Source organism: Micromonospora zamorensis, from assembly GCF_900090275.1.
Classification (GTDB): domain Bacteria; phylum Actinomycetota; class Actinomycetes; order Mycobacteriales; family Micromonosporaceae; genus Micromonospora; species Micromonospora zamorensis.
Window position 1 is genome coordinate 3,823,429 of the sequence record NZ_LT607755.1, and the last position, 24,457, is coordinate 3,847,885.

Consider the following 24,457-nt stretch of genomic DNA (forward strand, 5'->3'; position numbering starts at 1 on the left):
GGTGAGCCGGCGGGTCAGGCAGCCAGCGCGGTGGCGAGTCTGCGGGCCTCGGTCACCAACCGGCTCGTGCCGCCGCGCGCCACCACGTCAGCCAGCCCCGGCACCTCGATGAGCACACCGGTCGCACCGGCCGCCTCGGCCGCCTCGGCCGCCAGATTGAGCAGGTCGGGCGTGCCGCGAGGTGGGGTGGGTGCGGCCAGCATCGGTGGCAGCGCGGCGGCGAGCAACCGCCAGACGCTCAGGCGGGCACCGGCCGCCATCGCGTCGCGCAGCGGTGTCGCCACCCGGGTCAGCGTCAGCTGGCCGTCCGCCGCCAACACGCCCAACTGGCCGCCGACACCGGGAGAATCGAGGTCGCCGGCGGCTGCCAGCATCAGTAGGGCGTCGAGGGCGGCCACCCGGTCCACCTCGTGCCGGGCACACAGCCCGTACGCCAGCGCCAGGTCGAGCGCCGGGCCGCCCTCGCCGGTGCACTCGGCGAGCACCGGCAGGACCATGGCGAAATCCCGTGCGTCCTCCTGCGCGGCGCTGGCGATCTCAGGCAGGAGGTGGGCGGCGACCAGGCCCCGGTGCCCCGGCAGCAGCGCTGGCCACAGGTTGCTCCAGCGGTGCGGCCCTCGTCCGATCGGGTGCGCCGGCACGGTGAGGAGTCCGAGCGGGTCCGCTGCGCCCTCGGGCGGGGCGCTCGTGACGACGGTGCGTCTGACCGGTAGCTGGTCGAAGCCGTAGTCCCAGTTGCGTCTGCGCTCACGCCGACCGACGGTGACCACCTCGTGGACCGGTGCCGGCAGGGCGTCGCCGCGCAGCCAACTGGCCAGTTCGTCGCCGGCCGGGGTGCCGAGCGCGGCGGCCCGGGTCGCCAGCGCCTCGTCCACGCCGACGGGCAGCCGCAGCAGGGCCTGGGTGAGATCCCACCGCCACACCGGACGGTCCCCGAGTGCGGCCAGCCGTTCATAGAGCGCGATCGCGTCGAGGGCCCCGGTGACGGACGTCGGGGCGGCCAGCAGCCCGGGGTCGTTCCGTCCGTCCAGGCGCTGCCCGATCTCCGCGATCCGGGCGCAGTAGACCAGCGTGAGCGCGGACCCGTGGGGCGGCTCGACCGCCGGCCGGTTCCGGAACGGCCGCATCGTCCGGGTCAGTGACTGGCTGAGAATTCTGGACCACTTGTCGCGTCGGGTGGCCGCCTCGCCGGGTGCGGCGGCGGCCAGCAGAACGCCGTTCAGTTGGACCAGGACGTTGAACTCCGCCCACTCGTGGTCCCAGGCACCCACCTCGGCCCGCCGCAGCACCGGCAGTAGGGCGGTGGCCAGCCGGTCCCGGTCGGTGGTGGTCAATCGGACCAGCCCGTCGAGGACCCGCTCCAGGGTCGACGAGGGCCAGCGCTGGGCGTGCAGCACGGCGACTTCCTCGACCAGTTCGTCCACCTCGGTGATCGGTGACGGAGCGGGTGCGGGCGACACCGGCGGGGGCAGCTCGTCGTCGGCCACTGCCACGGTGACCGTGGCGACCAGCCGATGGCCGTGCCGCTGCGCCAACGTCGCCGCGCGGTCGCGCAGGTCGGCGGCGGGATGTTCGGCACCCGACGCGAGTGCCTCGGCGATGTCGGCTGCCCGCTCGGGGTTCTGCCGGGCCAGTCTGTCCAACCAGGACAGCTGCGCCCGCACCAGCACCTTCTCCGGTCGGCCCAACACGACCCGCGAGGCGTCCAGCAGCGACTCGAACTCCACCTCGCGGCCCGAGTCGCGCAGCGCCCGCTGCGCGAGGCCGGCCACCGGCCCCGGTCCGTCGGTGAGCAGCCGCAGGTACGTGCTCGCCCGCGCCGCCACCTCGTCCGGGCTGGGTCCAAGCTGCTCGTGCAGGGCGAGGAACGGACGCAGCGCTCCGGGTCGGTCCCCGCGCAGGAGGCGGCCGAGAACCCCGTCCAGCAACGCCATCCGGTCGAGTCGACCCTCCATCGCGAGCGCCGCCAACGTCGGGGTCACCGCCTGCCCGGAGCCGGTGAAGGCCAGGTCCGCGCCGATCCCGTCGACCTCGAACAGGCGGGGCACCAGCGCGTCCAGGAACGGGTCGGCGCGCAGCCGGTCGAGCATCGGCACCTGCTGGCGCCCCTCGGCCGACCGCACCCACCACATCGAATGCGCCCAGCCGGCGACGAACGCGTCCCCGGTCGGCGGTGGCGCCTTCTCCGCCAGCAGCAGGTCCGCGATGAAGTGCCACCCGTCCCACGCTCGGCTGCGGGGCAGCCGCTCGGCCAGCCGGTACGCGAGGTCGGCCAGCCAGGGCACGCCCCGCTGCCGCGCTGCGGCGACCACCAGCTCGGAGTCGACGTCCTCCAACGTGACCGACCGCCGACCGAGCAGGGCCGCGGCCTTCGTCGCGGTGCTCAGCGTGCCCACGGCGGCCACCGCCAGCGCGGTCGCCTCCTTCCCCCACCACCAGTTGTCCCGCCGACGTCGGACGTGGGCGACCAGTTCGTCACCGAGCGCCCGCCGGGCCGGCTCGTCCAGCGTGTGCAGCGCTGCCTCGACGGTGCTCACGTCACCACGGATCAGCGCCCGGAAGAAGCCAGTCACGCCGTCACCTCCGCCACCATCGACACCGCGAGGGCATGCTTGCACGGGCCACGTTGCCCCTGGTGCTTCGCCCACCACCGGCAGGTGCACGTGAAGCCCCCGTCGGGCAGTCGGCGTACCCGGTAGTCCTCGTCGCCGCTGCGTACCGTGGCATGATCGCCGTCGCGGCGGACCGCGCCCTGCTCGACCAGCGTGCGCGCGCCGACCAGCCGGGGGTTGTCCCGCTCGGCCCGGCCGGCGTCGTGCGGCATCACCCGGTGGAAGTAGCCGGCGTCTGCGACGTCGTAGCCGACCCGTCCGGCGGTGCCGAGCTGGGCCAGGGCCGCGCGGACCCGGTCGTCGGGCAGGCCGGCCGCCTCGGCCAGCGCGACGACGTCGATCGTCGGATCCCAGGAGAGCAGGGCGCCGACCAGCTCCGCGTCGTCGATCACCTCGTCACCGGCGAGCGCGAGCAGTGCGGCCCCCTCGCCGGAGAACCCCCGGTACGGCTCGGGTGAGAGGGTCAGTGACAGCCGCAGCGACCCGGTGTCCAGCTCCCACGTGCTCGGCACGGCCGGTGAGCCGGTGCGCACCGTCGGCCCGTACACCCGCAGGGTGCGGGCGTGCCGGAGCAGCCCACGCAGCGCCGCGAGCCGCCCCGCGCCGGCCAGACAGACCGCGCCCGGCGCCGGGCGCGAGGTCAGTCGGAGGGTACGCCCGGCCGGTACCGCCCAGAGCACCGACCGATCGCTGCCCCCGGGCAGCCGACGCAGGAACGCCGCTGCCTCGGCGGCGGGGACCTCGGCGCGCGGCTCGAACCCCGCGGTGAGAACGTGCACCTCGGCGAAGCCACGCATCCAACGCCCCGGCAGCGGAACCTTCCGCTCCACCACCGCCGCCTCCATTGTGGAGACGGTGAGGTCGTCCGGGCCGACAGCCAGGTGCAGCGGCTCGATCCCACCCACCCGGGCGAGGGCCTCGCGCAGCGGCGGGTTGACGTCGACGTTGGTGGTGCCGTGCCCGACGACCTCGCCGTCGAAGCCGGCCGGCACCACGTCCATCCGGGCGTGCACCCCGCAACAGCCGGAGAAGGACTCGAAACGCAGCCGGTTCCGGCTGCCGGTCACCACCGGATCGAGGCTCGCCGGGCTGACCGGCTGGTGGTAGCGAGTGCGGGCCACCTCGGCTACGGCAAGCAGCCCGGCGGCCGCCGCCGCCGGGGTGGTGAGAAACCCGGAGAAGAAGCGCGGGTTGGCCGCCGGGCCGCCGCTGGTCTGGAGGTCGAGGCCAGCGGTACGCAGGGCGGACGGCTGGAGATATCGGTACGTCTGAACGGCGTTCACGGCGCACACCGTAGAGCGACCGACCGACATCCGTTCCGATGCCTGCCCGTCGCGGCGACCGGATCGCGCCCCTACGGCAGGCGACGCCGGACGAAGCATGCTCGTCGGCGCGGCGGCACTGTGGTCACTGAGCACCGTTGGTCGGTCAGGCGGTGCCCAGTCGGACCATGAACTGGCAGCCGTCGGCGATGTTGCGCACCTCGACCCGACCTCCGTGCGCCTCCACGAGGCCACGAACGATGGCGAGACCGAGCCCTCCGGACGCCCCACCGTCGCCGGGCCCGGGGGTGCGGGCCGGTTCACCACGAAACGCGATGTCGAACAGCTGGGGAAGGTCGGCCGGTGGGATGCCGCCACAGGTGTCGGCAACGGACAGCCAGGCGTGCTCCCCCTCGCGGCCGGCCTCGATGCGGACGGTGCCGTCCTCCGGGGTGTAGCGGACGGCGTTCAGCAACAGGTTCGTCACCACCCGGGCCAGTTCCGGTTCGCTCGCGGCGACCATCGGCCACCCCGACTCGCTGGCGACCAGCTTGATCCGGCGAGCGTCGGCCAGCGGGGCGGTGCTTGCCAGCGCGTCCGAGACCACCTCGCCGAGCGGCACCGCCGTCAGCGACAACCGCAGCGCTCCCGCGTTGATCCGGGACAGCTCGAACAGGTCGTCGACGAGCCGGGTCATCCGGTCGGTCTCCAGCCGGATCCGCCGGTGGTACTCGTCGACCGTGTCCGGGTCACGGACCACCCGGTCCTCCAGCGCCTCGGCCATGGCCCGCAGCCCGGCGAGCGGCGTACGCAGGTCGTGCGAGACCCATGCGACCAGGTCACGCCGCCCCTTCTCCAGCTGTCTTTCCCGCTCGCGGGCCTGATCCCGCCAGACGGCGGCGAGTGCCAGTCGGCGGCCGAAGTGCCCGCCGACGGCGAGGCTGACCACGGCTGCCGCCGCGACGGTGATCAGCACCACCTCAAGATCATGTGGGGAGAGGAACATCGCCTCCGCGACCGCCATCACCCCGACGGTGACGGCGACGACCGTGGTGGTGAGCAGCACGCTGAGGTGCACGGTGATCGAGCTGCGCCGAAGCGCACGGAGCAGCACCGCACCGATGAACCCGATGGCGAGTGCGGCGCCGAGAGAGATCGCAAAGATCAGCAGGAGGTCACGCATGGGCGGGCTCGTACCGGTAGCCGACGCCCCAGACGGTCACGATCCGCCGTGGATCGGCCGGGTTGGCCTCGATCTTCTCCCGCAGCCGGCGTACGTGCACTGTCACTGTCGAGTGGTCGCCGAAATTCCAGCCCCAGACCTGCTCCAGCAGTTCGGCCCGCCCGAACACCTGGGACGGGTGCCGCAGCAGGTGGACGAGCAGGTCGAATTCGCGCAGCGTCAGGGCCAGTTCGGTCCCGCCGAGGCGGGCGGTGCGGGACGCGGGGTGCACCACCAGCTCGCCGTCGGTCAGCGCCTCCGGTCGTTCGGGCGGCGGTTCACTGCCGGCACGACGGAGCACCGAACGGACCCGCAGCACCAACTCCCGGGGGGAGAAGGGCTTGGTCAGGTAGTCGTCGGCGCCGAGTTGCAGCCCGAGGATCCGGTCCGACTCGTCACCGCGCGCGGTCAGCATGATGATCGGTACGCCATCCGGACGGGCTCGCAGCTCCCGGCACACCTGTAGGCCGTTGACCCGGGGCAGCATCAGGTCGAGCACGACCAGGTGAGGTGCCTGCCGCTGCACCGCCGCCAGGGCCGCTTCCCCGTCCGCGGCGAGGCTCACCTGGAAGCCGTCGTTCTCGAGGTAACGACGGATGACGTCGCTCACGGTCTGATCGTCGTCGACCACCAGCACGCGCTGTGTCACGAACCTCCCCCGTCCCGGCCCGTCAACTCTTTCCCCGCACGTCCATCGGCCCAGCGTAGCCACGCAGCGTGGTCCGCCCGCACCTGCAAAAGCTTGCGAGGTTCTTACGGCTGGGCGAGCAGGCCCGCGCGGGCTTCCGCGAGGTCATACGGTGACCGGAATGCGGATACTTGTCACCGGTGCGGCCGGATTCATCGGCTCGCACGTCGCCGATCTGCTCACCGACCACGGGCACGAGGTGGTGGCCGTGGACGCGCTCCTGCCGGAGGCGCACGGTGCGACATCACCACCCTGGGCCGAGCGGCACGATCTCGTCGTCGGCGACATCCGTGACCTGGGACTACTGACCGGGCTGCTCGCCGGGGTCGACGCGGTGTGCCACCAAGCGGCCATGGTCGGCCACGGCATCGACCCCGCCGACGCCCCCCGGTACGCCGCGCACAACGACCTCGGCACGGCCACCCTGCTCGCGGCGATGCACGCCACCGGGGTACGCCGCCTCGTGCTGGCCAGTTCGATGGTGGTCTACGGCGAGGGCCGCTATCACTGCCCGACACACGACATCGTCCGGCCCGCCGGCCGCCGCGCCGCCGACCTGGCGGAGGGCCGGTACGAGCCGACCTGCCCCCGCTGTGACCGGGTGCTCTCCCCCGGCCTCGTGCCGGAGGACGCACCGCTGGAACCGCACAGCACGTACGCCGCAACCAAGCTGGCTCAGGAACACCTCGCCGGCGCGTGGGCCCGGCAGACCGGCGGGTCGGTCTGGGCACTGCGCTACCACAACGTCTACGGCCCGCGGATGCCCCGCGACACCCCGTACGCCGGGGTCGCGTCGATCTTCCGGTCGGCGCTGGCTGCCGGGCAACCGCCCCGGGTCCTGGAGGACGGGCGGCAACGGCGCGACTTCGTGCACGTCACCGACGTTGCCGAGGCGAACCTGCTGGCGCTGACAACACCGGCACCGGAGCCGCTGGTCCCGGTCAACGTCTGCTCGGGTGAGCCGCACACCGTCGGTGAGCTGGCCCACGAGTTGGCCAGCGCGATGGGCGGGCCGGCGCCTGTCACGGTCGGGGGCGGACGTACGGCGGACGTGCGGCACGTGGTGGCCGATCCGGGCCGCGCGACACGGTTGCTGGGTTTCACGGCCCGGACCGGTTTCGCCGCTGGCGTCGCCGACTTCACCACTGCGGTGATGCGGGCACCGGCGACGGTCAGGACACCGTCCACAGCAGGTGGTTGACGGCGAGCGCGGTCGCGGCCTGGGCCGCCAGCCACCACCGTCGGTGGCTGGCGGGCAGGTGCGCGGTGGCGACCAGCAGCCAGACGGTGAACGGCAGCCAGATGCGCTCCACCTCGGCCTTGCTCAGAGCGGACAGGTCCGCCGCGAGCACGGCCACCGCCGCCGCGATGGGCAACCACACAGTGGGTCCGGCGCTGGCGAACCGCTGCCGGAGGGTCGCCGCGAGCGGACGGCCCGGCCCTCGGATCGCTAGGGCGGCCACCGCCCGCCGCACCGCTGGCCCGGCCACCGGGCCGGCCGAGAGCAGCAGAGCGGCCAGGTTCGCCCATACCCAGTAACCGAAGGGACGTTCCGCCGCCCAGCCCTGGTAGTAACGACGTGCCACCAGGTGGTAGCCGTCCAGCCACCAGAACCCGGCCAGGGTGAACACGGCGACAACCGCCGCGACGGCCGCCGCCGCGAGCAGGAACACGCCCAGGCGGTCCCGGGCCCGGAGCAGCACCACGGTCACGGCGAGCACCCCGACCAGGACGAACCCGTACGACAGGTAGAGCGCGAGACCGAGCAGCAGCCCGCCGGGTACGGCCCCGGCCCGACCACCCACCGCCAGCAGCGCCAGCCCGGCCGCGACCACCGCGGCGAAGATCCCGTCCGCGGACGCGCCCACCCAGACCGCCCCCGGGAAGAGAATCAGGAACGGCCACACCGCCCGAGCCGCGTCCTCGGCGCCGAGCGCCCGCAACGTCACCGGAACCGACACCGAGACCGTGGCTCCGAGCAGCACACAGGCGAGCCCCGCGGCAGCCCCGCCGCCCAGACCGATCCGCTCCAACCCCACGAAGAACAGCAACGCACCCGGTGGATGACCAGCGGTGTGCGTGGACCACGAATCGGGCTGGAAGTCGAGGATACGGGCGGCGAAGCCGGACAACATCGTGGCGACGTCCGTCACCCGGGGCACCTCGTGCAGGTACTCGGCCTGCACGGTGAGCCGCTCGGTCAACCCGTCGGACCATCCGTCCACCAGGGCCAGCGAGAGTGTCCAGAGCACCGAGGCGAGGTAGCCGACCGCCAGCAGCCACGGCCACCGCGTGTCGGTCGCCCAGCGCACGCCCCGCCAGACGACCAGTGCCGCGACGAGAAGGGCGGCGGGGGTGCCCACACCCAGATGGGGCTGCCAACTGGCGTAGAGCGGAGCCGCGTCAGCGTGCAGCCGCACGCCCCGATGGTTGAGCAGTGCCCCGACGGTGACGGCGGCGGCGAGCAGTGCCACCTCGGCACCGAGGACGATCAGGTCGGCGCGCCGGGATCGTCCCGGCCGGGTCATCGTGGTCATGGTGACGGCCGACGATACGACCTCCGACCAGGGATCCGACGGCTTGACGATGAGACGTCAGGGACTCGTAAGAACCGTTGCCGCGTAAGCGATTCGTAAGGCGGCACGGCGGTCGGATCGGCGCGTGGCGGGCCTAGCGTCGCCGGTATGCACACAACTATCGACGTGGTGCTGCCGTGTCTGGACGAGGCGGCCGCACTGCCTGCCGTACTGAGCGGGCTACCGCCGGGCTACCGCGCCCTCGTGGTCGACAACGGCTCCACAGATGGTTCGCCGGTCATCGCCGCCGAGTACGGCGCCCGAGTCGTGCACGAGCCGACACGCGGGTACGGCGCGGCCGTGCACACCGGCCTGCTGGCGGCGGACGCGGATCTGGTCTGCGTCCTCGACGCGGACGGCTCGTTCGATCCAGCCGAGCTGCCCAGGCTCGTCGCGGCGGTGCTCGACGGTCGGGCGGATCTCGCCGTCGGGCGGCGGCGACCGGTCTCGGCGGACGCCTGGCCGTGGCATGCCCGTGCCGGCAACGCGCTGGTCGCGGCGCTGCTACGACGCCGTGGCGTGCCGGTGTACGACATCAGCCCGATCCGGGTGGCCCGTCAGGCAGCGTTGCTGCAACTCGGTGTCAACGACCGCGCGTTCGGCTATCCCCTGGAACTGCTGCTCCGCGCGGCCGGGGCGGGCTGGCGGATCGTCGAGCTGGACGTCACGTACGCGCCCCGCGCCGCCGGCACCAGGTCGAAGGTCTCCGGGTCGGTCCGGGGCACCGTGCGGGCGGCTCGGGACTTCGCCGGAGTGCTGCGCGCCGGCGTCGGAGGCGCCCGATGAATGTCCTGCTCCTGGTCGCGAAGGCGCCGGTCCCGGGGCTGGTCAAGACGCGGCTCTGCCCACCCGCTGATCCCACACAGGCCGCCCGCATCGCGGCGGCGGCGCTGCTGGACACCCTGGCGGCGGTGCGTGCCACCGCGTCGACCATTCCCGTGCTGGCCCACACCGGTCGGTTCGCCGACGCCGAGTCCGGCGCGGAGCTGGCCGCCGCGCTGACGGGTTGGCACCTGATCCCGCAACGCGGCGACACGTTCGCCGACCGCCTCGCCAACGCCCACGCCGACACCGGTACGGCCTTCCCCGACCGGCCGGTGCTGCAGATCGGCATGGACACCCCGCAGGTCACGCCGGTCCTGCTCACCGCCGCACTGGAGCGACTCGCCGAGCACGAGGCGGTGTTCGGACCAGCACTCGACGGTGGCTGGTGGGCACTCGGGTTACGCGATCCGGCCAACGGGAGCGTGTTGCGCGACGTACCCATGTCGACCGGCGACACCGGTCGACGCACCCTCGCCGCTCTTCGCGGGCGCGGCGTACGCCCGGCGATCCTGTCCGTCCAACGGGATGTCGACGACTGGCCGACAGCGTCGGCGGTCGCGGCCGACCTGCCCGGCACCCGGTTCGCTGACGCCGTGGCGTCGATAGGCGGCCAACTGGTGAGCGGACGCCTCCGGTGAGGTCGACGATCAGTCTCGACGGTTTCGACGTGGTGCTGGGCAGGCTCGACGCGTGGCCGGCCGGTCAGGACGATTCCGGTACGCCGGCCGCCGCGTTGCCCCCGGCGCAACGCGATCACTGGCTGGTGCACGCCGACGGGCGACGTGACCTGCTGCCGGTACGCCGCTGGCACGGCCCACCCGAACCGGCCATCGAGTCCGTCGCCGCCCGGTGTACCGGCCCCACGATCGACCTCGGCTGCGGCCCCGGCCGGCTGACCATGGCACTCGCCCAACGAGGCCTCGTCGCACTGGGGGTGGACATCTCCGCCGAGGCGGTACGCCTGACCCAGGACCGGGGTGTGGTCGCCCTGCGACGTGACGTCTTCGAACCACTTCCCGGCGAGGGGCGGTGGGCACACGCCCTACTCGTCGATGGCAACATCGGCATCGGCGGCGACCCGGTCCGACTGCTGCGCCGGTGCGGCGACCTGATCGCGGCCGACGGGACGCTGGTGGTCGAGGTGGACCCTCCCGGCGCCGGCCTGTGGCAGGGACAGGCGTACGTCCTGTCCTGCTCGCGCCGGGGATCGGCGTTCAGCTGGGCACGCGTCGGGGTGGAGGCGATGGACCGCACCGCGGCCGCCGCCGGCATGCGGGTCGTCGACGGTTTCCGGTCCGGCCCGCGTTGGTTCACCGAGTTGGCGCGCCGATGAAGCACAAGCCACGTGTTCCCACCCCGGAGGACTTTCCGGCGCCGTCACACTCGCCACTGGTCGCCGCCCGCCTCGGCCTCTGGCTCGGGGTGGCGTTCGGGCTGTGTTTCGTCACCGGACTGCTCAGCCACTACATCCAGCACCCGCCGGGCTGGTTCACCTGGCCGACCCGACCGGTCAACCTCTACCGGGTCACCCAGGGCGTCCACGTGCTCTCCGGGATCGCGGCGATCCCGTTGCTGCTCGGCAAACTGTGGAGCGTCTACCCCCGGCTGTTCGTCCGCCCGCCCCTGCGCCAGCCGATCCGGTTGTCCGCGCACGTCCTCGAACGGATCTCCGTCCTGGTCCTGGTCTGCGCCGCGTTCTTCGAACTGGTCACGGGCCTGTTCAACGTGGCGCAGTCGTACCCGTGGGGATTCTTCTTTCCGACGGCGCACTACGCGGTCGCCTGGCTGGTGGTGGGCGCGTTGCTGCTGCACATCGCAGTGAAGCTCCCGGTCGCCAGCGCGGCGCTGCGAACGCCACTGCGGCGGGAGGAGGTGGGTGAGGCTGCGTCCACCGGGCGCGACGATCGAGACTCGTCCGGACGGCGGGCGTTCCTGCGCACCTCGGCAGGCGTCGCTGGCGTCGCCGTGCTGGCCACCGCCGGGGTCACAGTGCCGTGGCTGCGTCGGGTGTCCCCGCTGGCCTGGCGGTCCGCGTCCGGACCGCAGGGCGTGCCGATCAACCGTACGGCGGCGGCAGCCCGCATCGTCGTTCCACCGGACTGGCGGCTGGAGATCGTCTGGCCGGGCGGCCGGGGCACCCTGTCCCTGGCCGAGCTGACCGCCCTGCCACAACGCACCGCGGCACTGCCGATCGCCTGTGTCGAGGGCTGGAGCGTCTCCGCAAACTGGACCGGCGTGCCCGTCGTCCAGCTGCTCCGACGGGCCGGGGCGCCGACCGGCCGACCGGTTCGGGTCTCCTCGCTGGAGACCGACGGCCTCTACGCGGCAAGCACGCTCCCGGCGGCCCATGCCGGCGACCCGCTGACCCTGCTCGCACTGCGGATCAACGGCGAAGAGCTGTCCGCCGACCACGGACACCCCTGCCGTCTCATCGCTCCGAGTCGGCCGGGCGTCCTCCAGACCAAGTGGGTGGCCCGGCTGGAGGTGCTGCGGTGAGAGACGTCCGCCTGCTGCTGGCCGCACTCGGTGCCGCGGCGGCGGCGTACGGCGGTTGGCTGCTCCTCCCCCAGCTCGGCACCACAGTGCCCTGGCTGATCGGCGGCCCGGTGCTGCACGACCTCCTGGTGGCACCGCTGGTCGGGCTGGTCGGGCTGGCGCTGGGCCGGCTGGTGACAGACCGGCTAAGCCGGGCCTGGATCAGCGCGGGCCTGCTGGCCAGCGCCACATTGCTGCTGATCGCGGTGCCACTGCTGTGGCGACCGCCCTCGGCACCTCCGAACCCGGGCCTGCCGGACCGCGACCATCCGCTGGGCCTCGCTGCCGGGCTGGCCGTCATCTGGGCCGTCACCGCTGCCGCTCTGGTGGTCGGCACGGTCAGCCGCCGCGTCAGGGACCGACGAGCCGACCGTCAGTGAGTGGGTCCCACACGCGCTTCCTTCCACTCCGCTCCGCTCCGAGGAGGAGTTCGCATGTCAGGACAAGTCCCCACTACCGACCGACCACCGATCGGCGTGATCGGCGGATCCGGTTTCTACGAGTTCCTCGACGACGTCGCCGACCTCACCGTCGACACCCCGTACGGACCGCCAAGCGACGGCCTGTCCATCGGGAGACTCGCCGGGCGCCCGGTGGCGTTCCTGCCTCGCCACGGGCGGCGTCACACCCTTGCGCCGCACCGCATCAACTACCGGGCCAACCTGTGGGCGCTGCGAGCGGTCGGTGTCCGCCAGGTGCTCGCAGCGGGCGCCGTGGGCGGCCTGCGACCGGATCTGGGCCCCGGGACCCTTGTCGTGCCGGACCAACTGGTCGACCGGACCAGCGGCCGCGAGCAGACCTACCACGACGGAACGCCCGGCGCCGACGGGCAGCTGCCCGGGGTGGTCCATGCTCCGTTCGCCGACCCCTACTGTCCGGTCGGACGCGCCACGGTCCTCGACGCCGGCCGCTCCGCCGGCTGGCAGCCGGTCGACGGCGGCACCATGGTCGTCATCGAGGGGCCCCGGTTCTCCACCCGCGCCGAGTCACGCTGGTATGGCCGAGAGGGCTGGTCGGTCGTCGGCATGACCGGCCACCCCGAAGCGGTTCTGGCACGCGAACTGGCACTGTGTTACACCGCGCTGTCGCTGGTGACCGACCTCGACTCGGGCGTCGAGGTCGGTCACGGTGTGACCCAGCAGGAGGTGTTCGCGGTCTTCGCACGAAACGTCGATCGCCTGCGCGGGCTGCTCAGCGAGGCGGTGACGACGTTGCCGGAGGGCCAGGACGACTGCCCCTGCGACTGGAGCCCGGCGGGCACGGAGAACGGCACCACCGATGACGCTCGGCATGACTAGTGTTTCGGTATGGCACAACGACTCGTCAGCGTGTGGCAACCGTTCTTCCTCGTCAGCGAAAGTCGGGGTGCGGCCATCGATGCCGCGACCGAGCTGGAGGAGCTCGGCTATGCACGGCTCTGGTTCTCGGGCGGTTTCGGGGAGAACGTCGCTCCCCGCTTCCGGGAGATCCTGGACGGGACCACCCGCATCGGGGTCGCGTCGGGGATCGTGAGCATCTGGCACTCGTCGCCCCCCGAGGTGGCGGCATTCGCCCTGGACGCGGAGCGGGCCCATCCCGGCCGGTTCCTGCTCGGCCTCGGTGCCAGTCACGCTGTGCTGCTGGAAGGCAGCGGCACCGCCTACCGCAAGCCGTACTCGAAGATGGTGGATTACCTCGACGGTCTTGACGCTGCCGGGCTCCCTCCGGAGCGGCGGATCCTGGCCGCACTCGGCCCGCGGATGCTCGAGCTGTCCCGCGACCGTTCAGCCGGGGCGCACCCGTACTTCGTCCCTGCCGAACACACCGCAGAGGCCCGCGCGGCACTCGGGCCAGACCGGCTGCTCGCTCCCGAGGTCGCGGTGGTCCTCGACGCAGACCCCACCACCGCGCGCGCCACGGCCCGGCAGTACACGAGCGGATATCTCGCCCTGCCGAACTACACCAACAACCTGCGGCGGTTCGGCTGGACCGACGAGGACTTCGCCGGCGGCGGCAGCGACCGCCTCGTCGACACCCTGATCCCCTGGGGCACAGCCGAGCAGGTCGCGGCCGGGCTGGAAAAGCACTACCAGGCCGGCGCGGACGAGGTGGCGGTCCAGGTGCTCAACGGCGGTGACGCCACGGCGTTCCCCGCCGACGCGTTCCGCGCTCTCGCCGCGATCCTGATCTGACCTTCCACAGAAGGCCCGCGTCCGGTGTGAGGTGATGGGGTGGTGACAGCAGAGGCAGCAGGAGCCTTCCGCCGGACGGCGCTCGAGCGAGCAGATCAGCAGGTCGCCTGGGCCCGGGCTGACCAGGCCTTCTTCGCTGCCGGAGCGTGTCACATCCTCGCCTGGGCCTGTCGAGACGCATACCCGGCCCGGTCGATCGACGTGGCGGCGGTGCGTCTGGCGGGCGACACGCAGATCTTCCACGCCTACGCGAGCTGGAATGGTTGGGCGTTCGACCATTCGGGGTGGAATCCGGAGCCGCAACTGTTGGCCGTCAACGCCGACTTCGAGGGCCATCCGCTGGAGCGCGTCGGGATCACTGTCGATCTCGCTGAATTCTGTGCGGAGCACCACCACCGGATGCCGGACCAGTTCTGGCGCGACCCAGTGCCCCGTGCTCGCCGGTATGTTGGCCGGTTCACCCCGCCCTGGGCGTAGCGCCAGTCGGAACCAGGCCGAACCACTCGGAGTGCTCGGAGAAGGTGAGTTCCTTCAGCGCCTGCCGCATGCGGCCATTCCAGGTAAGGACGGCCGGCCGCAGAGGCAAGATCACCACTCATTCGATAGGCACCCTAGGATCGGGCGGTATGACGTCAGCCCCTGCCGCCACAGCCTTCGACTCGCTGCGCCTCGACGCCGTACCCGACCAGGAGGCGCTTCGCCGGGTCTACGAACTCCCCAGTGACGCGGCCGTGCGAAAGCAGATGACCGAACTCACCGAGCAGACCCGGCGGCTGATCGCCTGCTCGTCGCTGGTCCTGGTGGCCAGCGTGGACGCCGAGGGCAACTGCGACGTCACCCCGCGCGGCGGCCCCGCCGGGTTCGTCGCCGTCCTGGACGCACGGACGGTGGCGATACCGGACGCCACCGGCAACAAACGTCTGGACACCCTGCAGAACATCATCGCCACCGGGCGGGCCGGGCTGATGTTCGTCATCCCCGGCCGCACCACGACGCTCAGGGTGAACGGCCGGGCCTGCGTCTCCACCCGCCCGGAGCTGCTGTCGCAGCTGACCGCCGTGGGCAAGCCACCGGCCAGCGCGCTGGTGCTGGGGATCGAGGAGGTCTACCCGCACTGTCCCAAGGCGCTGCTACGCAGCGGGGCCTGGAAGCCGGAGCAGTGGCTGCCGGCGGACGCCCAGCCGACCTCGGCCGAGGTGACGCTGGCCCAACTGCGGATGCCGGAGCTAACCATCGCCGACATCGAGAAGACGGAGGCGGACTCGCTGAAGTACCGGTACGAGTGACGGGACAAGCGCCTCAGGCCGATTGTGTGTCACCGTTCGCAGACTTCTTCGCGTACCCGCTCATCGGTCAGCGGCGCACCCGGTAGCGCAGGTGGAGCACCCGGTTGCCCGGAATCACCGCGTCAGGTTCCTCCAACAGGTGCTGCGCGTCGACCGACCCGAAGTAGCGCTTGCCGGACCCGAACACGACGGGTACGACGTCCATGCGCACCTCGTCGACCAGGCCCGCGGCAAGCACCTGTCCGCCGACGTCGCCGGCGGCGACCTCGACGATGCGGTCACCCGCAAGCTCCTGCGCCCTAGCCACGGCTGCCTCGACGCCGTCGACGAAGTGAAACGGCGCCTCGGGGTCCCAGCCCTCGGGCTGCGGCCGGTGCGTCACGACGACCACGTGGTCGATCCCGCTCGGAGGCTTCCCGTCCCAGCCGTCCGTCATGTCGAAGACGTGGCGGCCGGCGATCGTCGCCCCGATCTGGTCCCAGTAGGACCGGGTGTAGTCGTAGGACGCCTGTGACACCTTCAACGCGCCGCTCTCGTCCAACGGCACGTCACCGCTGAGCAACCAGTCGAACAGCGGTCCGGGTTGGTCGTTGTCGTCGGCGATGAAGCCGTCCACCGACACTGAGCTGTACATGACCACTTTGCCCATGGGCGCTCCTCTGATTGGGGATGCCCTCAGGTTAGAGTCTCGTGAGCTGCCGTTCTTGTAAGAAATCAATCGGCCGGTAGCGGCCAGCCGTCCAGCACGTGGCCGGGATGTTCGCGCAGGAACCGTCGCCGGACTTCGACGTACCGTGTCGGTGTGAGCCCGGTGAACGCCCGGAACTCGTGGCCGAAGTGGGCCTGGTCGAAGTAGCCCGCCCTACTGGCGAGGTCGGCCCAGTCGATCGGTTCGGCGGGGTTGATCGAGAGCACGGTGGCGGTGAAGCGGTAGGTGCGGGCCAGCCGCTTCGGCGTGACGCCGATGAGTTCCTTGAACCGCTGTGCCAGGTGAGTGCTGCTGACACCGGCTGAAACCCTCAGGTCGTCGATAGCCACCGCCCCGCTGGTCGCCGCGATCACGCTGCTCGTGTGGCGGACCAGCCCCAGGCCGGCCGCGTCGCCCAGCCGTCGCATCAGCTCCTGCTCCAACAGCGTCAGCATCTCGTGAGGTCCGTCCGCCGCGTTCAGCCGGTCTCGCAGCTCAGCAATGGCCGGCCGGCCCCACACCTGCTCCACCGTCACCGGCCGGTCACACAGCTCGGCCGCGGGCATCGGCAGGAACAGCGCCAGCCCCCAGGGCTTGAAGTGCACGCCGACGGACCGGGTCACCGACGGATAGCTGAACTCGAAGGCGCGGGTGGGCATGGTGACCACGCAGCCGTCGGCGTACTCGGCCGTCTCGATGTCGGTGCCGGCACGGATGCGGAACGGCGCCCCGAGGTTGACGATGAGGAACGCCGCCGGACTTGCCGGCAGCGTCAGCCGGGCGTACGGCGACGCACCCTCCAGGTAGTAGAGGTCGTCGATCAGCCCGTCCAGCGGCGGTCGCGGCACTCGGGACACGTACTCCACGCGCACAGCATCGCCGACGCGGCGCCGGCCGCAACATTGACTGGCCGGTCTACGAGTCGTCTCGGCCCTGCCAGGTCGTCACACAAGCCTCGTTACCCTCGATATCGGCGAGAACCCAGAAGGCGGGAGCATCGGACGCGGACACAAGTCGGCCACCGGCCGTCAGCGCGGCTTCGATCCGCCGTGGTGCCTCGTCGTGCGGGACGCAGATGTCGAAGTGGATGCGATTCCGGTCCGGGCGTGGCTGGTCCATCTGCTGAAACCAGATCGTCGGACTCTGCCCGACCGGGTCGACGATCGGATCCTTGGGACCGTCGGCTCCCGGCTCGTCCGTGTAGCCCAGCACGGCCTTCCAGAACGGCCGGACCGCTGCGATGTCGAGCGCGTCGACAGCGATCTCCACGAGCTGAACCGACCGCGGCGCTCCCGTACCAATGTCCGGCTCCGTCCGTAGCCCGACGGTCCGCATGGCGGCGGAAATCCGATGCGCAAGGTCGATATCGCAAGCGGTGAGCGCCGCCTGATCCATCGTCTGAAGGGTCAAGACGACCCGGTCTGGCCGGATGTCAGCGAGTAGGTGCCCATCGGCGTCGCTGCCGCACGCCGCCACCACGCGCGCCGCCACGTCGGCTGCCTGGACCAATGAGTCGACGGGGACCGACGTGCACAACGCGCCCAGCAGATAACGCCATCCCTGGTCGCTGATCGCGTCCGAGGCCGCCCGCCGACTCAGTGTCTGTTCCATTCAGGCATCCTCACATGTGCCCGTAGTGACTTCCGCCCGCTGGCAATCGCGGCCTGGTCGGCGAGGATCCGCACCATCGCCACGGTCCGCATCACCTCACGCCGAGTCGAACCTCAGACGGCCGTTCGCGACCACTGCTGGTTGGTGCCGGTGTTGCACGAATACTGCTTCAGGACCACGCCGTCAGCGGTCGACAAAGCCGGTACGTCCACGCATTTGCCGCTGTGGCGGGCGCGGAGCTGGAAGTAGCCACCGTTGGTCACCATCTGGAACTGCTGGTTGGTGCCGGTGCCGCAGGTGTACTGGACGAGTTCGGCACCGTCGGCGGTGGAAGCGCTCACCACGTCGAGGCACTTTCCGCTGTGCCGGCTGACGATGCGCCAGTAGCCGCTGCCGGCGTCCTGGAACTGCCACTGCTGCCACGCATTGCCGCCGTAGGTGTACTGGCCGACGCGCGCACCGTTGTCGGTGTTCGGTGACTGGACGTCCATGGCCTTGCCGCTGTGCCGCGCGGTGATCCGGTAGAACGTGCCCGTCGCCGGCGGAGGCGTCGTGGGGCCTCCCCCGATGGTGTCGCCCCACGCGTACCGGATCTGGTCAGCGCCGGAGGTGTTGCGGACCGTCAGGTTGAGGTCGGTGCCGCTGCCGCTGAGGGAGAACATCGAGTACCAGTCGTAACCGATGCTGCCCGGTTTGCCACCGAGGGCGGGCCAGTAGGTGCCGCCCATCTGGTTGTCGCGCATGACCTGGGCCATGGCGCGGATGTATCGCACGAAGTTGTCCGTGCTGTTGGCGTCGGCGTAGTTGCGGCCGTCGTTCATGGGCGCGCCGAACTCGGTCGCGACCGCCCGTGAGGCGCAGTTGCCGAGACGGGTCTGCATGTGGCTTCGGAAGGCGTCGTAGGTCATCGCGCCGTAGAAGAAGGCGTAGTGGTGGAAGGACAGCAGCGTCGCGTTGAAGCGGCTGTCGTTGCAGATGTCCCGCAGGTCCTGGCTGAAGCCGGTGCCGCCGATGAGCACCCGACCAGGCACGGCCGAGTAGTGGTAGCTGAGCCAGTTGGCCGCAACCGTGCGCCACTCCGCCGAACTGTAACCGTGCGGCTCGTTCATCGGCTCGAAGTAGACGTTGGTGTTCGAGCCGTACGTGTTGGTCACCGTCGACCACATCGCGTTCCAGGCCGCGAGGTTGGTGATCCTGCCGCCGGAGGCGGCGCCGTCCTCCCAGTAGGCCAGGATGACCTTGAATCCGCGGGCGGTGGCGGCGTCGATGGCGCCTCGGTAGGCGTCCCACCACGCCGTCCCCACCGTGTGGGTGTTGATGGGCAGCCGGACGGTGTTGACCCCCATGGTGGAGGCCATGTCGTCGTAGAGGGCATTGGCCTTGGCCCGCACTGTCGCGTTGCTGTCGGACGAGCTCAGTCCCTGTACGACGAGCGGGCCGGTGCTGAAGTTGTCACCCAGCACGGCCCAGTTCATGCCGCGGAACTGGTTGGTGGCCGCAGTGGCCGGCGACGACGTGACGACGACGACGCCGACCATCGCTGTCATCGCGGCCGCCAGGGCGATCAGTATCCGACGCATCGACCGGATACCCCGCGATACGTGCTCCAGGGGCAAGCTGGTGTGTGTCATGACCTGTCCAATCGGTGTGGCCCGCAGTCGGGGTTCAGCTCGTCACGCGGAAGGTGGCGTCGGCGCGACTCTGCGCGTCGGAGACCGGGTCGAGCCGGAGCAGGTAGGCGTAGTGCCGGATGTAGCGGTCCGGGTGGCTGTAGGACTGGAACGACGTCCACGAGGAGTTGGCGAGGCCCGCGACCTGCCGGAAGGTGGAGTCGGCGGCGAAGGTGGCGGTGCCGTCGTTGGCTTCCAGCCGGAAGTCGAATCCGTAGTGGCGCAGGTAGTGGCCCGGGTAGTTGACCGACTGGATGGAGACAGTGCCGGAGCCGACCAGGCCGGGCACCACCCGCCACTGGCCGTCCTGCGCGGGGCTGACGTTCGGGTCGATGCGGACGTCGTAGTCGGCGTGGCGCACATACCGGTCCTGGAAGTTGTACGACTGGACCCGACTGATCGCGGTGGCGGGCCAGCGGGCGAGCACGCGGCTCTGCTCCGCGGCGGTCAGGTTGAGGATCGAACCGTGCCGCTTCTTGGTGCCACCCATTGCGTACGAGCCGGACGCCGGCAGCCGGAAGGCGCTCGGGCTCGACGGGTTGGTGGTCAGGACCGGCAGGTAGCCGCGCCCGGTGGCGTACTGGTCAAGGTAGAGAACCCACTCGTTGCGGGAGTTGACCTTCATCCACATCGGGCCCTCGACCTGTGCGCCGGTCAGCCCGATGCCGGACAGGTTCCCGAGCGTCGTCCAGGTGCCGAGCAGGGAGTTGCTGCCCTCGATGGTGATCTGGTCGTCCCGGGAGGCCCGGACGTAGCGGTAGGCGCCGACGCCGGACGGCACCTCGACGATCTGGGTGTCGATGATCTCCTGGCTGCCGGGCCGGCTGAGGTAGACCTGCGGCGTGCTGATGCTGCGGAAGTCCGCCGTGCGCGAGTAGTAGATGCGGTGCTTGGCCGCCCCGTTGAGCGGTACGTTCGTCGCCCAGTAAAGGACGTAGTCGCCGGTGGCCGGGTTCCAGATCGCCTCCGGAGCCCAGGCGTTGCGTCCGTCCGGGATCGGGCCGGCGACGTTCAGCAGCCACGGCGTCGACCAGTTGACCAGGTCGGTGGACTCCCACACGACCAGGTTGCGGCTGCCGTTGTTGATCGCGGTCGACCAGTCCTGCCCGCAGCCGATGCACAGGTCCGTGGCGATGATCCAGTAGCGGTCACCGGCGGGCGAGCGGACCAGGGCGGGGTCGCGGACGCCACGGGTGCCGACTGTGGAACGCAGCACGAGCCCGCCGTTGTTGAGGTCGGTCCAGCGTAGGCCGTCGGTGCTGTGGGCGAGGTAGATCTGCTGGTTGGTCGACGACTCGCCGGTGAAGTGCGCCATCAGGTAGCCGACGGTCGGATCCAGCGCGGCTGCCTCCTTCGGCGTCGCCGCCGACCAGGTGGTGAACAGCAGGCACGCGGTGACCGCCACCGCGCAGAGCCGGGCAAGGACTCTCGACATGGGTCTCTCTCCTTCGCGGAGGGGCATACGAGTCGACTAGAGGGTCGGGACGACGGGGCGGATGGTGCCGTCGGCGTTGAACTCCATCCGGTCGATGGCGGTCTCCCGGTTGGTGCCGTTGCCGGCCGGCACGGCGAACCGGTGGTAGGCGATGGACCAGGTGTCGCTGCCGAACGCCCGGACAACGGAGTGATGGCCGGTGCCCCTGATGCCCACCTCGGCCCGCTTCTGCAGCACCACGCCACGCCCGGTCCACGGCCCGAGGGGCGATGGGCCGGTGGCGTACGCGACCCGGTAGTCCTCACTGCGCGTGTCGTTCTCCGACCACATGAAGTAGTACAGGCCGTTGCGCTTGAACACGAACGGTGCCTCGTTGTAACCGGACGGCGTGATCACCCGCGCCTGCGCCGCGTCGAAGGAGACCATGTCGCTGTTCAGTTGCACCGCCCGTGCGACGCCCTGCCCCCAGTACAGGTAGGACTGCCCGTCGTCGTCGGTGAAGACCATCGGGTCGATCGCCTGGCCGCCGGAGAACGCGTCGCTCCGGATGAGCGGCCGGCCCAACGCGTCGCGGAACGGTCCGGTGGGGCTGTCGGCAACGGCCACGCCCAGTTGCTTGGAGGTGTTGCCGCTGACCGCGCCGCCGCTGAAGTACAGGTAGTAGCGGCCGTTGGCGCTCGCCACCGCCGGCGCCCAGGCCGAGTTGTCCGCCCAGGACACGTCCGGGCCGTGATCGAGGATCACCCCGTGGTCGGTCCAGTTGACCAGGTCGGTGGAGGAGAACGCCTTGTAGTAGGTGCCAGCCCAGCTCGCGTAGCCGTCGGTGGTCGGGTAAAGGTAGTAGCGGCCGTTGAATGCGGCGATGTGCGGGTCGGCAAAGAGACCTGGGATCACCGGTCCCCTGGTCGTCCTGGGTGACCAGGGTGCGACGAGGCGGAAGGAGCTGTCCGCCCGGAACGCTGCCGTGTCCTGGTACGTGTCGAGCCAGAGCGCGAAGTCACGGTGCCGGATACGCCGGTTCGGATAGTTGTACGAGGTGAGCGCCACCGATCCGGCGGCTGAGCCGTCCACCGCGCAGAATGTGGCGTCGGCCCGGAACGTCCCGTCGCCGCTGTTGGGGTCGACCCGAAGCCGATAGTCGCGGTGTCGCAGGAACATGCCCGCCCTGGTCTGGAACGAGTAGCAGGCCGGAGATGCCAGGCCGTTGACCACGGTGAAGGTGGCATCCAACTTGGTCTGCTCGGGGCTGCTGGAGGTCACCGGGTCGAGCTGACCGAGATGGTCGACGTGCCGCACGTACCGTCCGGCCTGGTTGACGGCCTCCAGCGAACGGGCGCCGGTCGGCAGGCTGGCTGCCTGTGCCGGCCCGTCGGCGACCACAACGAAGGCGGCGGCGGCCACGGCGGAAACCACGAGGAGTGAACGTAGCCGTGTGGGCGTACCGGCGGCCGAGGCCGCTGCTGCTCGCCGTGGGACCACTGTCACGATCCCCTCCGGGAGACGATGTGTGTTAGCGCTAACAGCTACGACCTGGGTCGAGGCTCAGGAGTTCGCGGGTTTCTGGCAGCCAGTGACCTTACGGAACGGACGAATCTGGCACTTCAGGGTGCGCCAGCGCCATGTGTCCACTTCGTTAACGTCGCGTTGCAGAACAGTGTTAGCGATCGCATCTGGAGTGTCAAGGCATCGAGTATCTTCGTTCGACCGAGGTCCGCGCTGAGCAACTAACCAGAGCCCGGCGGTCGCGTCACCGCGCCGGCTCGGCCGGTAGCCGGTGCCGACGGATCAGCCGCTGCCCGATGAAGGTCCGCCAGACCCGGTCCGCGACGGTCGGTTCGACGATCCAGAGCCGACGCTGCGCCTCGGCGAGGGTGAGCGGCGCGCTGAAGAGATCCAGGAACAGCCGGCTGCTGCGGTTGAGCGCGAACACCTGACCGTCGACCCGGCGGAACAGGTGCCGGTCCGCCGGCAGGTCGCCCGGGACGCCCTCCTGCTCGTCGGACCGGATTCGCCGGTACGCCTCCCAGACCTGCTCGTCGTCACGGTCCACGAAGGAGCCGTTGGCGAGGAACTCGGTCTGGTCGTCGGCGTCGTGCCGAACCCGGTCGTGGGCGAGGACGCCACGCACCGCAGTGCCGTACCGGTCGTGGTAGAAGAAGGTGTGCGGGGTGTCGGTGCTGCCCAGCCACGGACGGTGGTAGTGCCCAGGGTTCAGACCGGCCTTGGCCTGGGCGACCTCTGCCTGTGCTGTCTCGGTCACCGGCTCGTCGTACTTGAGCATCCGGACGATGTCCGAACCCTCCACCGGCCGCACGTTGGTGATGCCGAAACGGTCCGGCTCCTTCGCGACGATGGCGCCCGGGGTCAGCATGAAGTCGCCGAGCCCGCCGAGGGTCCAGAGGTCCGGGTTGTCACGCAGGAAGTTGACGCTGTCCAGCGCCTCTTCCCGGGTCTCGGTGGGAAAACCGGTGAAGCCCATCATCTGCACGCCGATGTTGGCCTTCGTCATCGCCGTCATGGTGCGTCGTGCCTGTTCCGGCTTCGTGCCCTTGTCGATCAGGTCGAGGATGCGCTGGTTACCGGACTCGAAGCCGACCGAGATGGCCACGCAGCCGCTACGCCTCAGCAGCTCGCAGCGCTCGTCCGACCAGTACTTCTCCAGCCGGATCTCGGCGCCCCAACGGAAGTCCAGCCCTCGCTCGACGACGCGCTCGGCGAAGCGCAGGATGGTCGCGGGAGCGAGCACGTCGACGGAGAAGTAGATGAACTTGGCGAACTTCGACAGCTCGGTGACGTCCGCGACCATGGTGTCCACCGTGTCCTGCCGCCACGGGCTGGTGGGACCGTCGGTGTTCAGGCCGTAGTCGCAGAACGTGCACTTGTTCCAGTAGCAGCCTCGGGTCGGCGAGTAGTAGACGAACCGCTCCGGGCTGAGGTAGAGGTCCCAGGGCAGGCCGGAGAAGTCCGGCACCGGCACCTGCGCCAGGCGCTCGTAGCGCAGGGGCAGCTGACGCTGGCGGCCGTACCTGGGGTGCAGTCGGACGTTGGGGTGCCCGGCCGGCAGCGTGCCGGTCTGCACCGCGTCCAGGATCTCCGTGTACGCGCTCTCCCCCTCACCGACCACGATGGCGTCGAAGTCGGCCAGCACCTGGAAGACGTACTCGGGTTTGCTGGCGCACTTCCAGACGTCAGAGATTTCCGTACCACCCGCGATGAGGAAGACGTCCGGGCACGCCTTGCGGACGAGTCGGGCGATCCAGAGCGCGAACGGCAGCTGCCACTGGTAGGTGGCGCTGATGCCGATCACCTGGTGCCCTCCGGCGGCCAGCCGTGGGATCAACACGTCCTCGTAGTAGGGCAGGAAGGGCCGGTTGAGCCGCGCGAGCAGCGCCTCGTCGGTCAGCGCGGCCACCGAACCGATCGAGATCATCGGCGGCGGGTGCAGCCGGAAGCCGGCGTGGAACTGCCCGGGGAAACCGACCGTGCCGAGCGCGTCCATCCAGGAGATCACGCCCTCGACGGCATCCTGGTAGTGCCGGTAGTCGTAGAACAGGGTCGGGTCCTGGAGCACCCCGATCGACCGGCGCAGCCGCTCCGGATCAGGGTCGGGCAGGCCGAGCTGATTCGCCCGGGCCATCAGCGCGTCCGGGCCGCTGAGATCGGCGATCGAGAGCCGGGACAGCTCCCGCTGCAGCCACTCGTACGCCGACGGGGTGTACGAATGGTGGAACGCCTCGATGTTCGCGTCGATGATCTCGGCCGGCCGGTGCCCCTGTGCCCGAGCGTACGAATCGAGGTAGTTCAGGGAGTGGTATCCCGAGGTGGGATCGGTCAGCGGGGGGTAGATCAGTGCCGCCTTCACGGTGCCGCTCATCG

22 protein-coding genes are annotated in these 24,457 nt (G+C 70.7%); 10 read left to right on the forward strand and 12 right to left on the reverse strand.

Going from position 1 to position 24,457, the window contains the following annotated elements:
• Positions 1 to 14: 14 nt before the first annotated feature.
• From GA0070619_RS16785 to GA0070619_RS16800, 4 genes are all read right to left on the reverse strand, one after another.
• Positions 15 to 2,573: a DUF6493 family protein gene (locus tag GA0070619_RS16785; protein WP_088948948.1), complete on the reverse strand. Its 2,559-nt coding sequence runs from the start codon at positions 2,571 to 2,573 to the stop codon at positions 15 to 17.
• Positions 2,570 to 3,895, reverse strand: coding sequence for an SWIM zinc finger family protein (locus tag GA0070619_RS16790; RefSeq protein ID WP_088948949.1), 1,326 nt, complete (start codon positions 3,893 to 3,895; stop codon positions 2,570 to 2,572). The genes GA0070619_RS16785 and GA0070619_RS16790 overlap by 4 nt, the downstream gene beginning before the upstream one ends.
• Positions 3,896 to 4,040: 145 nt before the next feature.
• The gene (locus tag GA0070619_RS16795; RefSeq protein WP_088948950.1) at positions 4,041 to 5,057 is read right to left on the reverse strand and encodes a sensor histidine kinase; all 1,017 of its coding nucleotides are present in this window, start codon (positions 5,055 to 5,057) and stop codon (positions 4,041 to 4,043) included.
• Positions 5,050 to 5,745: a response regulator transcription factor gene (locus GA0070619_RS16800; RefSeq protein WP_088948951.1), complete on the reverse strand. Its 696-nt coding sequence runs from the start codon at positions 5,743 to 5,745 to the stop codon at positions 5,050 to 5,052. Before GA0070619_RS16800 ends, GA0070619_RS16795 begins: the two co-directional genes overlap by 8 nt.
• Before the next feature lie 160 nt (positions 5,746 to 5,905).
• On the opposite strand from GA0070619_RS16800, the gene GA0070619_RS16805 reads away from it, so the two are divergent.
• Positions 5,906 to 6,985 carry an NAD-dependent epimerase/dehydratase family protein gene (locus tag GA0070619_RS16805; protein ID WP_088948952.1) on the forward strand — a complete coding sequence of 360 codons (1,080 nt, stop codon included), beginning with the start codon at positions 5,906 to 5,908 and terminating at the stop codon, positions 6,983 to 6,985.
• Here GA0070619_RS16805 and GA0070619_RS16810 read toward each other — a convergent pair.
• On the reverse strand, positions 6,957 to 8,321 hold the full coding sequence (locus GA0070619_RS16810; RefSeq protein ID WP_088948953.1) for a hypothetical protein: 1,365 nt from the start codon (positions 8,319 to 8,321) through the stop codon (positions 6,957 to 6,959). The genes GA0070619_RS16805 and GA0070619_RS16810 overlap by 29 nt on opposite strands.
• Before the next feature lie 147 nt (positions 8,322 to 8,468).
• Here GA0070619_RS16810 and GA0070619_RS16815 point away from each other — a divergent pair, with 147 nt between their 5' ends.
• The 9 genes from GA0070619_RS16815 to GA0070619_RS16855 all read left to right on the forward strand — a co-directional run bounded on the left by GA0070619_RS16815 (position 8,469) and on the right by GA0070619_RS16855 (position 15,177).
• Positions 8,469 to 9,146: a glycosyltransferase family 2 protein gene (locus GA0070619_RS16815; protein WP_088948954.1), complete on the forward strand. Its 678-nt coding sequence runs from the start codon at positions 8,469 to 8,471 to the stop codon at positions 9,144 to 9,146.
• On the forward strand, positions 9,143 to 9,823 hold the full coding sequence (locus GA0070619_RS16820; RefSeq protein WP_088948955.1) for a TIGR04282 family arsenosugar biosynthesis glycosyltransferase: 681 nt from the start codon (positions 9,143 to 9,145) through the stop codon (positions 9,821 to 9,823). The genes GA0070619_RS16815 and GA0070619_RS16820 overlap by 4 nt, the downstream gene beginning before the upstream one ends.
• Positions 9,820 to 10,518, forward strand: a complete 699-nt coding sequence (locus GA0070619_RS16825) for a class I SAM-dependent methyltransferase (protein ID WP_414855605.1) — start codon at positions 9,820 to 9,822, stop codon at positions 10,516 to 10,518. Before GA0070619_RS16820 ends, GA0070619_RS16825 begins: the two co-directional genes overlap by 4 nt.
• Positions 10,515 to 11,681, forward strand: coding sequence for a molybdopterin-dependent oxidoreductase (locus tag GA0070619_RS16830; RefSeq protein ID WP_088948956.1), 1,167 nt, complete (start codon positions 10,515 to 10,517; stop codon positions 11,679 to 11,681). Before GA0070619_RS16825 ends, GA0070619_RS16830 begins: the two co-directional genes overlap by 4 nt.
• Positions 11,678 to 12,100 (forward strand): hypothetical protein, encoded by a 423-nt coding sequence (locus GA0070619_RS16835; protein WP_088948957.1) that lies wholly within the window; start codon positions 11,678 to 11,680, stop codon positions 12,098 to 12,100. Before GA0070619_RS16830 ends, GA0070619_RS16835 begins: the two co-directional genes overlap by 4 nt.
• 54 nt (positions 12,101 to 12,154) lie before the next feature.
• The gene (locus tag GA0070619_RS16840; RefSeq protein ID WP_088948958.1) at positions 12,155 to 13,018 is read left to right on the forward strand and encodes an S-methyl-5'-thioadenosine phosphorylase; all 864 of its coding nucleotides are present in this window, start codon (positions 12,155 to 12,157) and stop codon (positions 13,016 to 13,018) included.
• Between the two features lie 9 nt (positions 13,019 to 13,027).
• Positions 13,028 to 13,891: an LLM class F420-dependent oxidoreductase gene (locus GA0070619_RS16845; RefSeq protein WP_088948959.1), complete on the forward strand. Its 864-nt coding sequence runs from the start codon at positions 13,028 to 13,030 to the stop codon at positions 13,889 to 13,891.
• A 42-nt stretch (positions 13,892 to 13,933) separates the two neighbouring features.
• Positions 13,934 to 14,368, forward strand: coding sequence for a hypothetical protein (locus GA0070619_RS16850; protein WP_088951859.1), 435 nt, complete (start codon positions 13,934 to 13,936; stop codon positions 14,366 to 14,368).
• 149 nt (positions 14,369 to 14,517) lie between these two features.
• The gene (locus tag GA0070619_RS16855; protein WP_088948960.1) at positions 14,518 to 15,177 is read left to right on the forward strand and encodes an MSMEG_1061 family FMN-dependent PPOX-type flavoprotein; all 660 of its coding nucleotides are present in this window, start codon (positions 14,518 to 14,520) and stop codon (positions 15,175 to 15,177) included.
• Positions 15,178 to 15,244: 67 nt separating this feature from the next.
• Here GA0070619_RS16855 and GA0070619_RS16860 read toward each other — a convergent pair whose 3' ends face one another.
• The 7 genes from GA0070619_RS16860 to GA0070619_RS16890 all read right to left on the reverse strand — a co-directional run bounded on the left by GA0070619_RS16860 (position 15,245) and on the right by GA0070619_RS16890 (position 24,455).
• Positions 15,245 to 15,826, reverse strand: coding sequence for a dihydrofolate reductase family protein (locus GA0070619_RS16860; protein ID WP_088948961.1), 582 nt, complete (start codon positions 15,824 to 15,826; stop codon positions 15,245 to 15,247).
• 65 nt (positions 15,827 to 15,891) lie between these two features.
• Positions 15,892 to 16,731, reverse strand: a complete 840-nt coding sequence (locus GA0070619_RS16865; RefSeq protein WP_231927071.1) for a helix-turn-helix domain-containing protein — start codon at positions 16,729 to 16,731, stop codon at positions 15,892 to 15,894.
• Positions 16,732 to 16,780: 49 nt separating this feature from the next.
• A complete protein-coding gene (locus GA0070619_RS16870; RefSeq protein WP_088948962.1) occupies positions 16,781 to 17,476 on the reverse strand; it encodes a VOC family protein in 696 nt (231 codons plus the stop codon).
• Positions 17,477 to 17,589: 113 nt separating this feature from the next.
• On the reverse strand, positions 17,590 to 19,056 hold the full coding sequence (locus tag GA0070619_RS16875) for an RICIN domain-containing protein (protein WP_231927072.1): 1,467 nt from the start codon (positions 19,054 to 19,056) through the stop codon (positions 17,590 to 17,592).
• Positions 19,057 to 19,141: 85 nt separating this feature from the next.
• Positions 19,142 to 20,581: a glycoside hydrolase family 43 protein gene (locus GA0070619_RS16880; protein WP_088948964.1), complete on the reverse strand. Its 1,440-nt coding sequence runs from the start codon at positions 20,579 to 20,581 to the stop codon at positions 19,142 to 19,144.
• 36 nt (positions 20,582 to 20,617) lie between these two features.
• The gene (locus GA0070619_RS16885) at positions 20,618 to 21,994 is read right to left on the reverse strand and encodes a family 43 glycosylhydrolase (protein WP_157744024.1); all 1,377 of its coding nucleotides are present in this window, start codon (positions 21,992 to 21,994) and stop codon (positions 20,618 to 20,620) included.
• Between the two features lie 334 nt (positions 21,995 to 22,328).
• Complete coding sequence (locus tag GA0070619_RS16890) at positions 22,329 to 24,455, reverse strand: B12-binding domain-containing radical SAM protein (protein ID WP_088948965.1); 2,127 nt, start codon at positions 24,453 to 24,455, stop codon at positions 22,329 to 22,331.
• Positions 24,456 to 24,457: the final 2 nt, after the last annotated feature.

Coding starts and splice junctions, on each gene's coding strand:
- GA0070619_RS16795 (WP_088948950.1), bottom strand. CDS start 5,057: ATGCGTGACCTCCTGCTGATCTTTGCGATCTCTCTCGGCGCCGCACTC.
- GA0070619_RS16805 (WP_088948952.1), top strand. CDS start 5,906: ATGCGGATACTTGTCACCGGTGCGGCCGGATTCATCGGCTCGCACGTC.
- GA0070619_RS16810 (WP_088948953.1), bottom strand. CDS start 8,321: ATGACCACGATGACCCGGCCGGGACGATCCCGGCGCGCCGACCTGATC.
- GA0070619_RS16815 (WP_088948954.1), top strand. CDS start 8,469: ATGCACACAACTATCGACGTGGTGCTGCCGTGTCTGGACGAGGCGGCC.
- GA0070619_RS16820 (WP_088948955.1), top strand. CDS start 9,143: ATGAATGTCCTGCTCCTGGTCGCGAAGGCGCCGGTCCCGGGGCTGGTC.
- GA0070619_RS16830 (WP_088948956.1), top strand. CDS start 10,515: ATGAAGCACAAGCCACGTGTTCCCACCCCGGAGGACTTTCCGGCGCCG.
- GA0070619_RS16840 (WP_088948958.1), top strand. CDS start 12,155: ATGTCAGGACAAGTCCCCACTACCGACCGACCACCGATCGGCGTGATC.
- GA0070619_RS16845 (WP_088948959.1), top strand. CDS start 13,028: ATGGCACAACGACTCGTCAGCGTGTGGCAACCGTTCTTCCTCGTCAGC.
- GA0070619_RS16855 (WP_088948960.1), top strand. CDS start 14,518: ATGACGTCAGCCCCTGCCGCCACAGCCTTCGACTCGCTGCGCCTCGAC.
- GA0070619_RS16860 (WP_088948961.1), bottom strand. CDS start 15,826: ATGGGCAAAGTGGTCATGTACAGCTCAGTGTCGGTGGACGGCTTCATC.
- GA0070619_RS16870 (WP_088948962.1), bottom strand. CDS start 17,476: ATGGAACAGACACTGAGTCGGCGGGCGGCCTCGGACGCGATCAGCGAC.
- GA0070619_RS16875 (WP_231927072.1), bottom strand. CDS start 19,056: ATGCGTCGGATACTGATCGCCCTGGCGGCCGCGATGACAGCGATGGTC.
- GA0070619_RS16880 (WP_088948964.1), bottom strand. CDS start 20,581: ATGTCGAGAGTCCTTGCCCGGCTCTGCGCGGTGGCGGTCACCGCGTGC.
- GA0070619_RS16890 (WP_088948965.1), bottom strand. CDS start 24,455: ATGAGCGGCACCGTGAAGGCGGCACTGATCTACCCCCCGCTGACCGAT.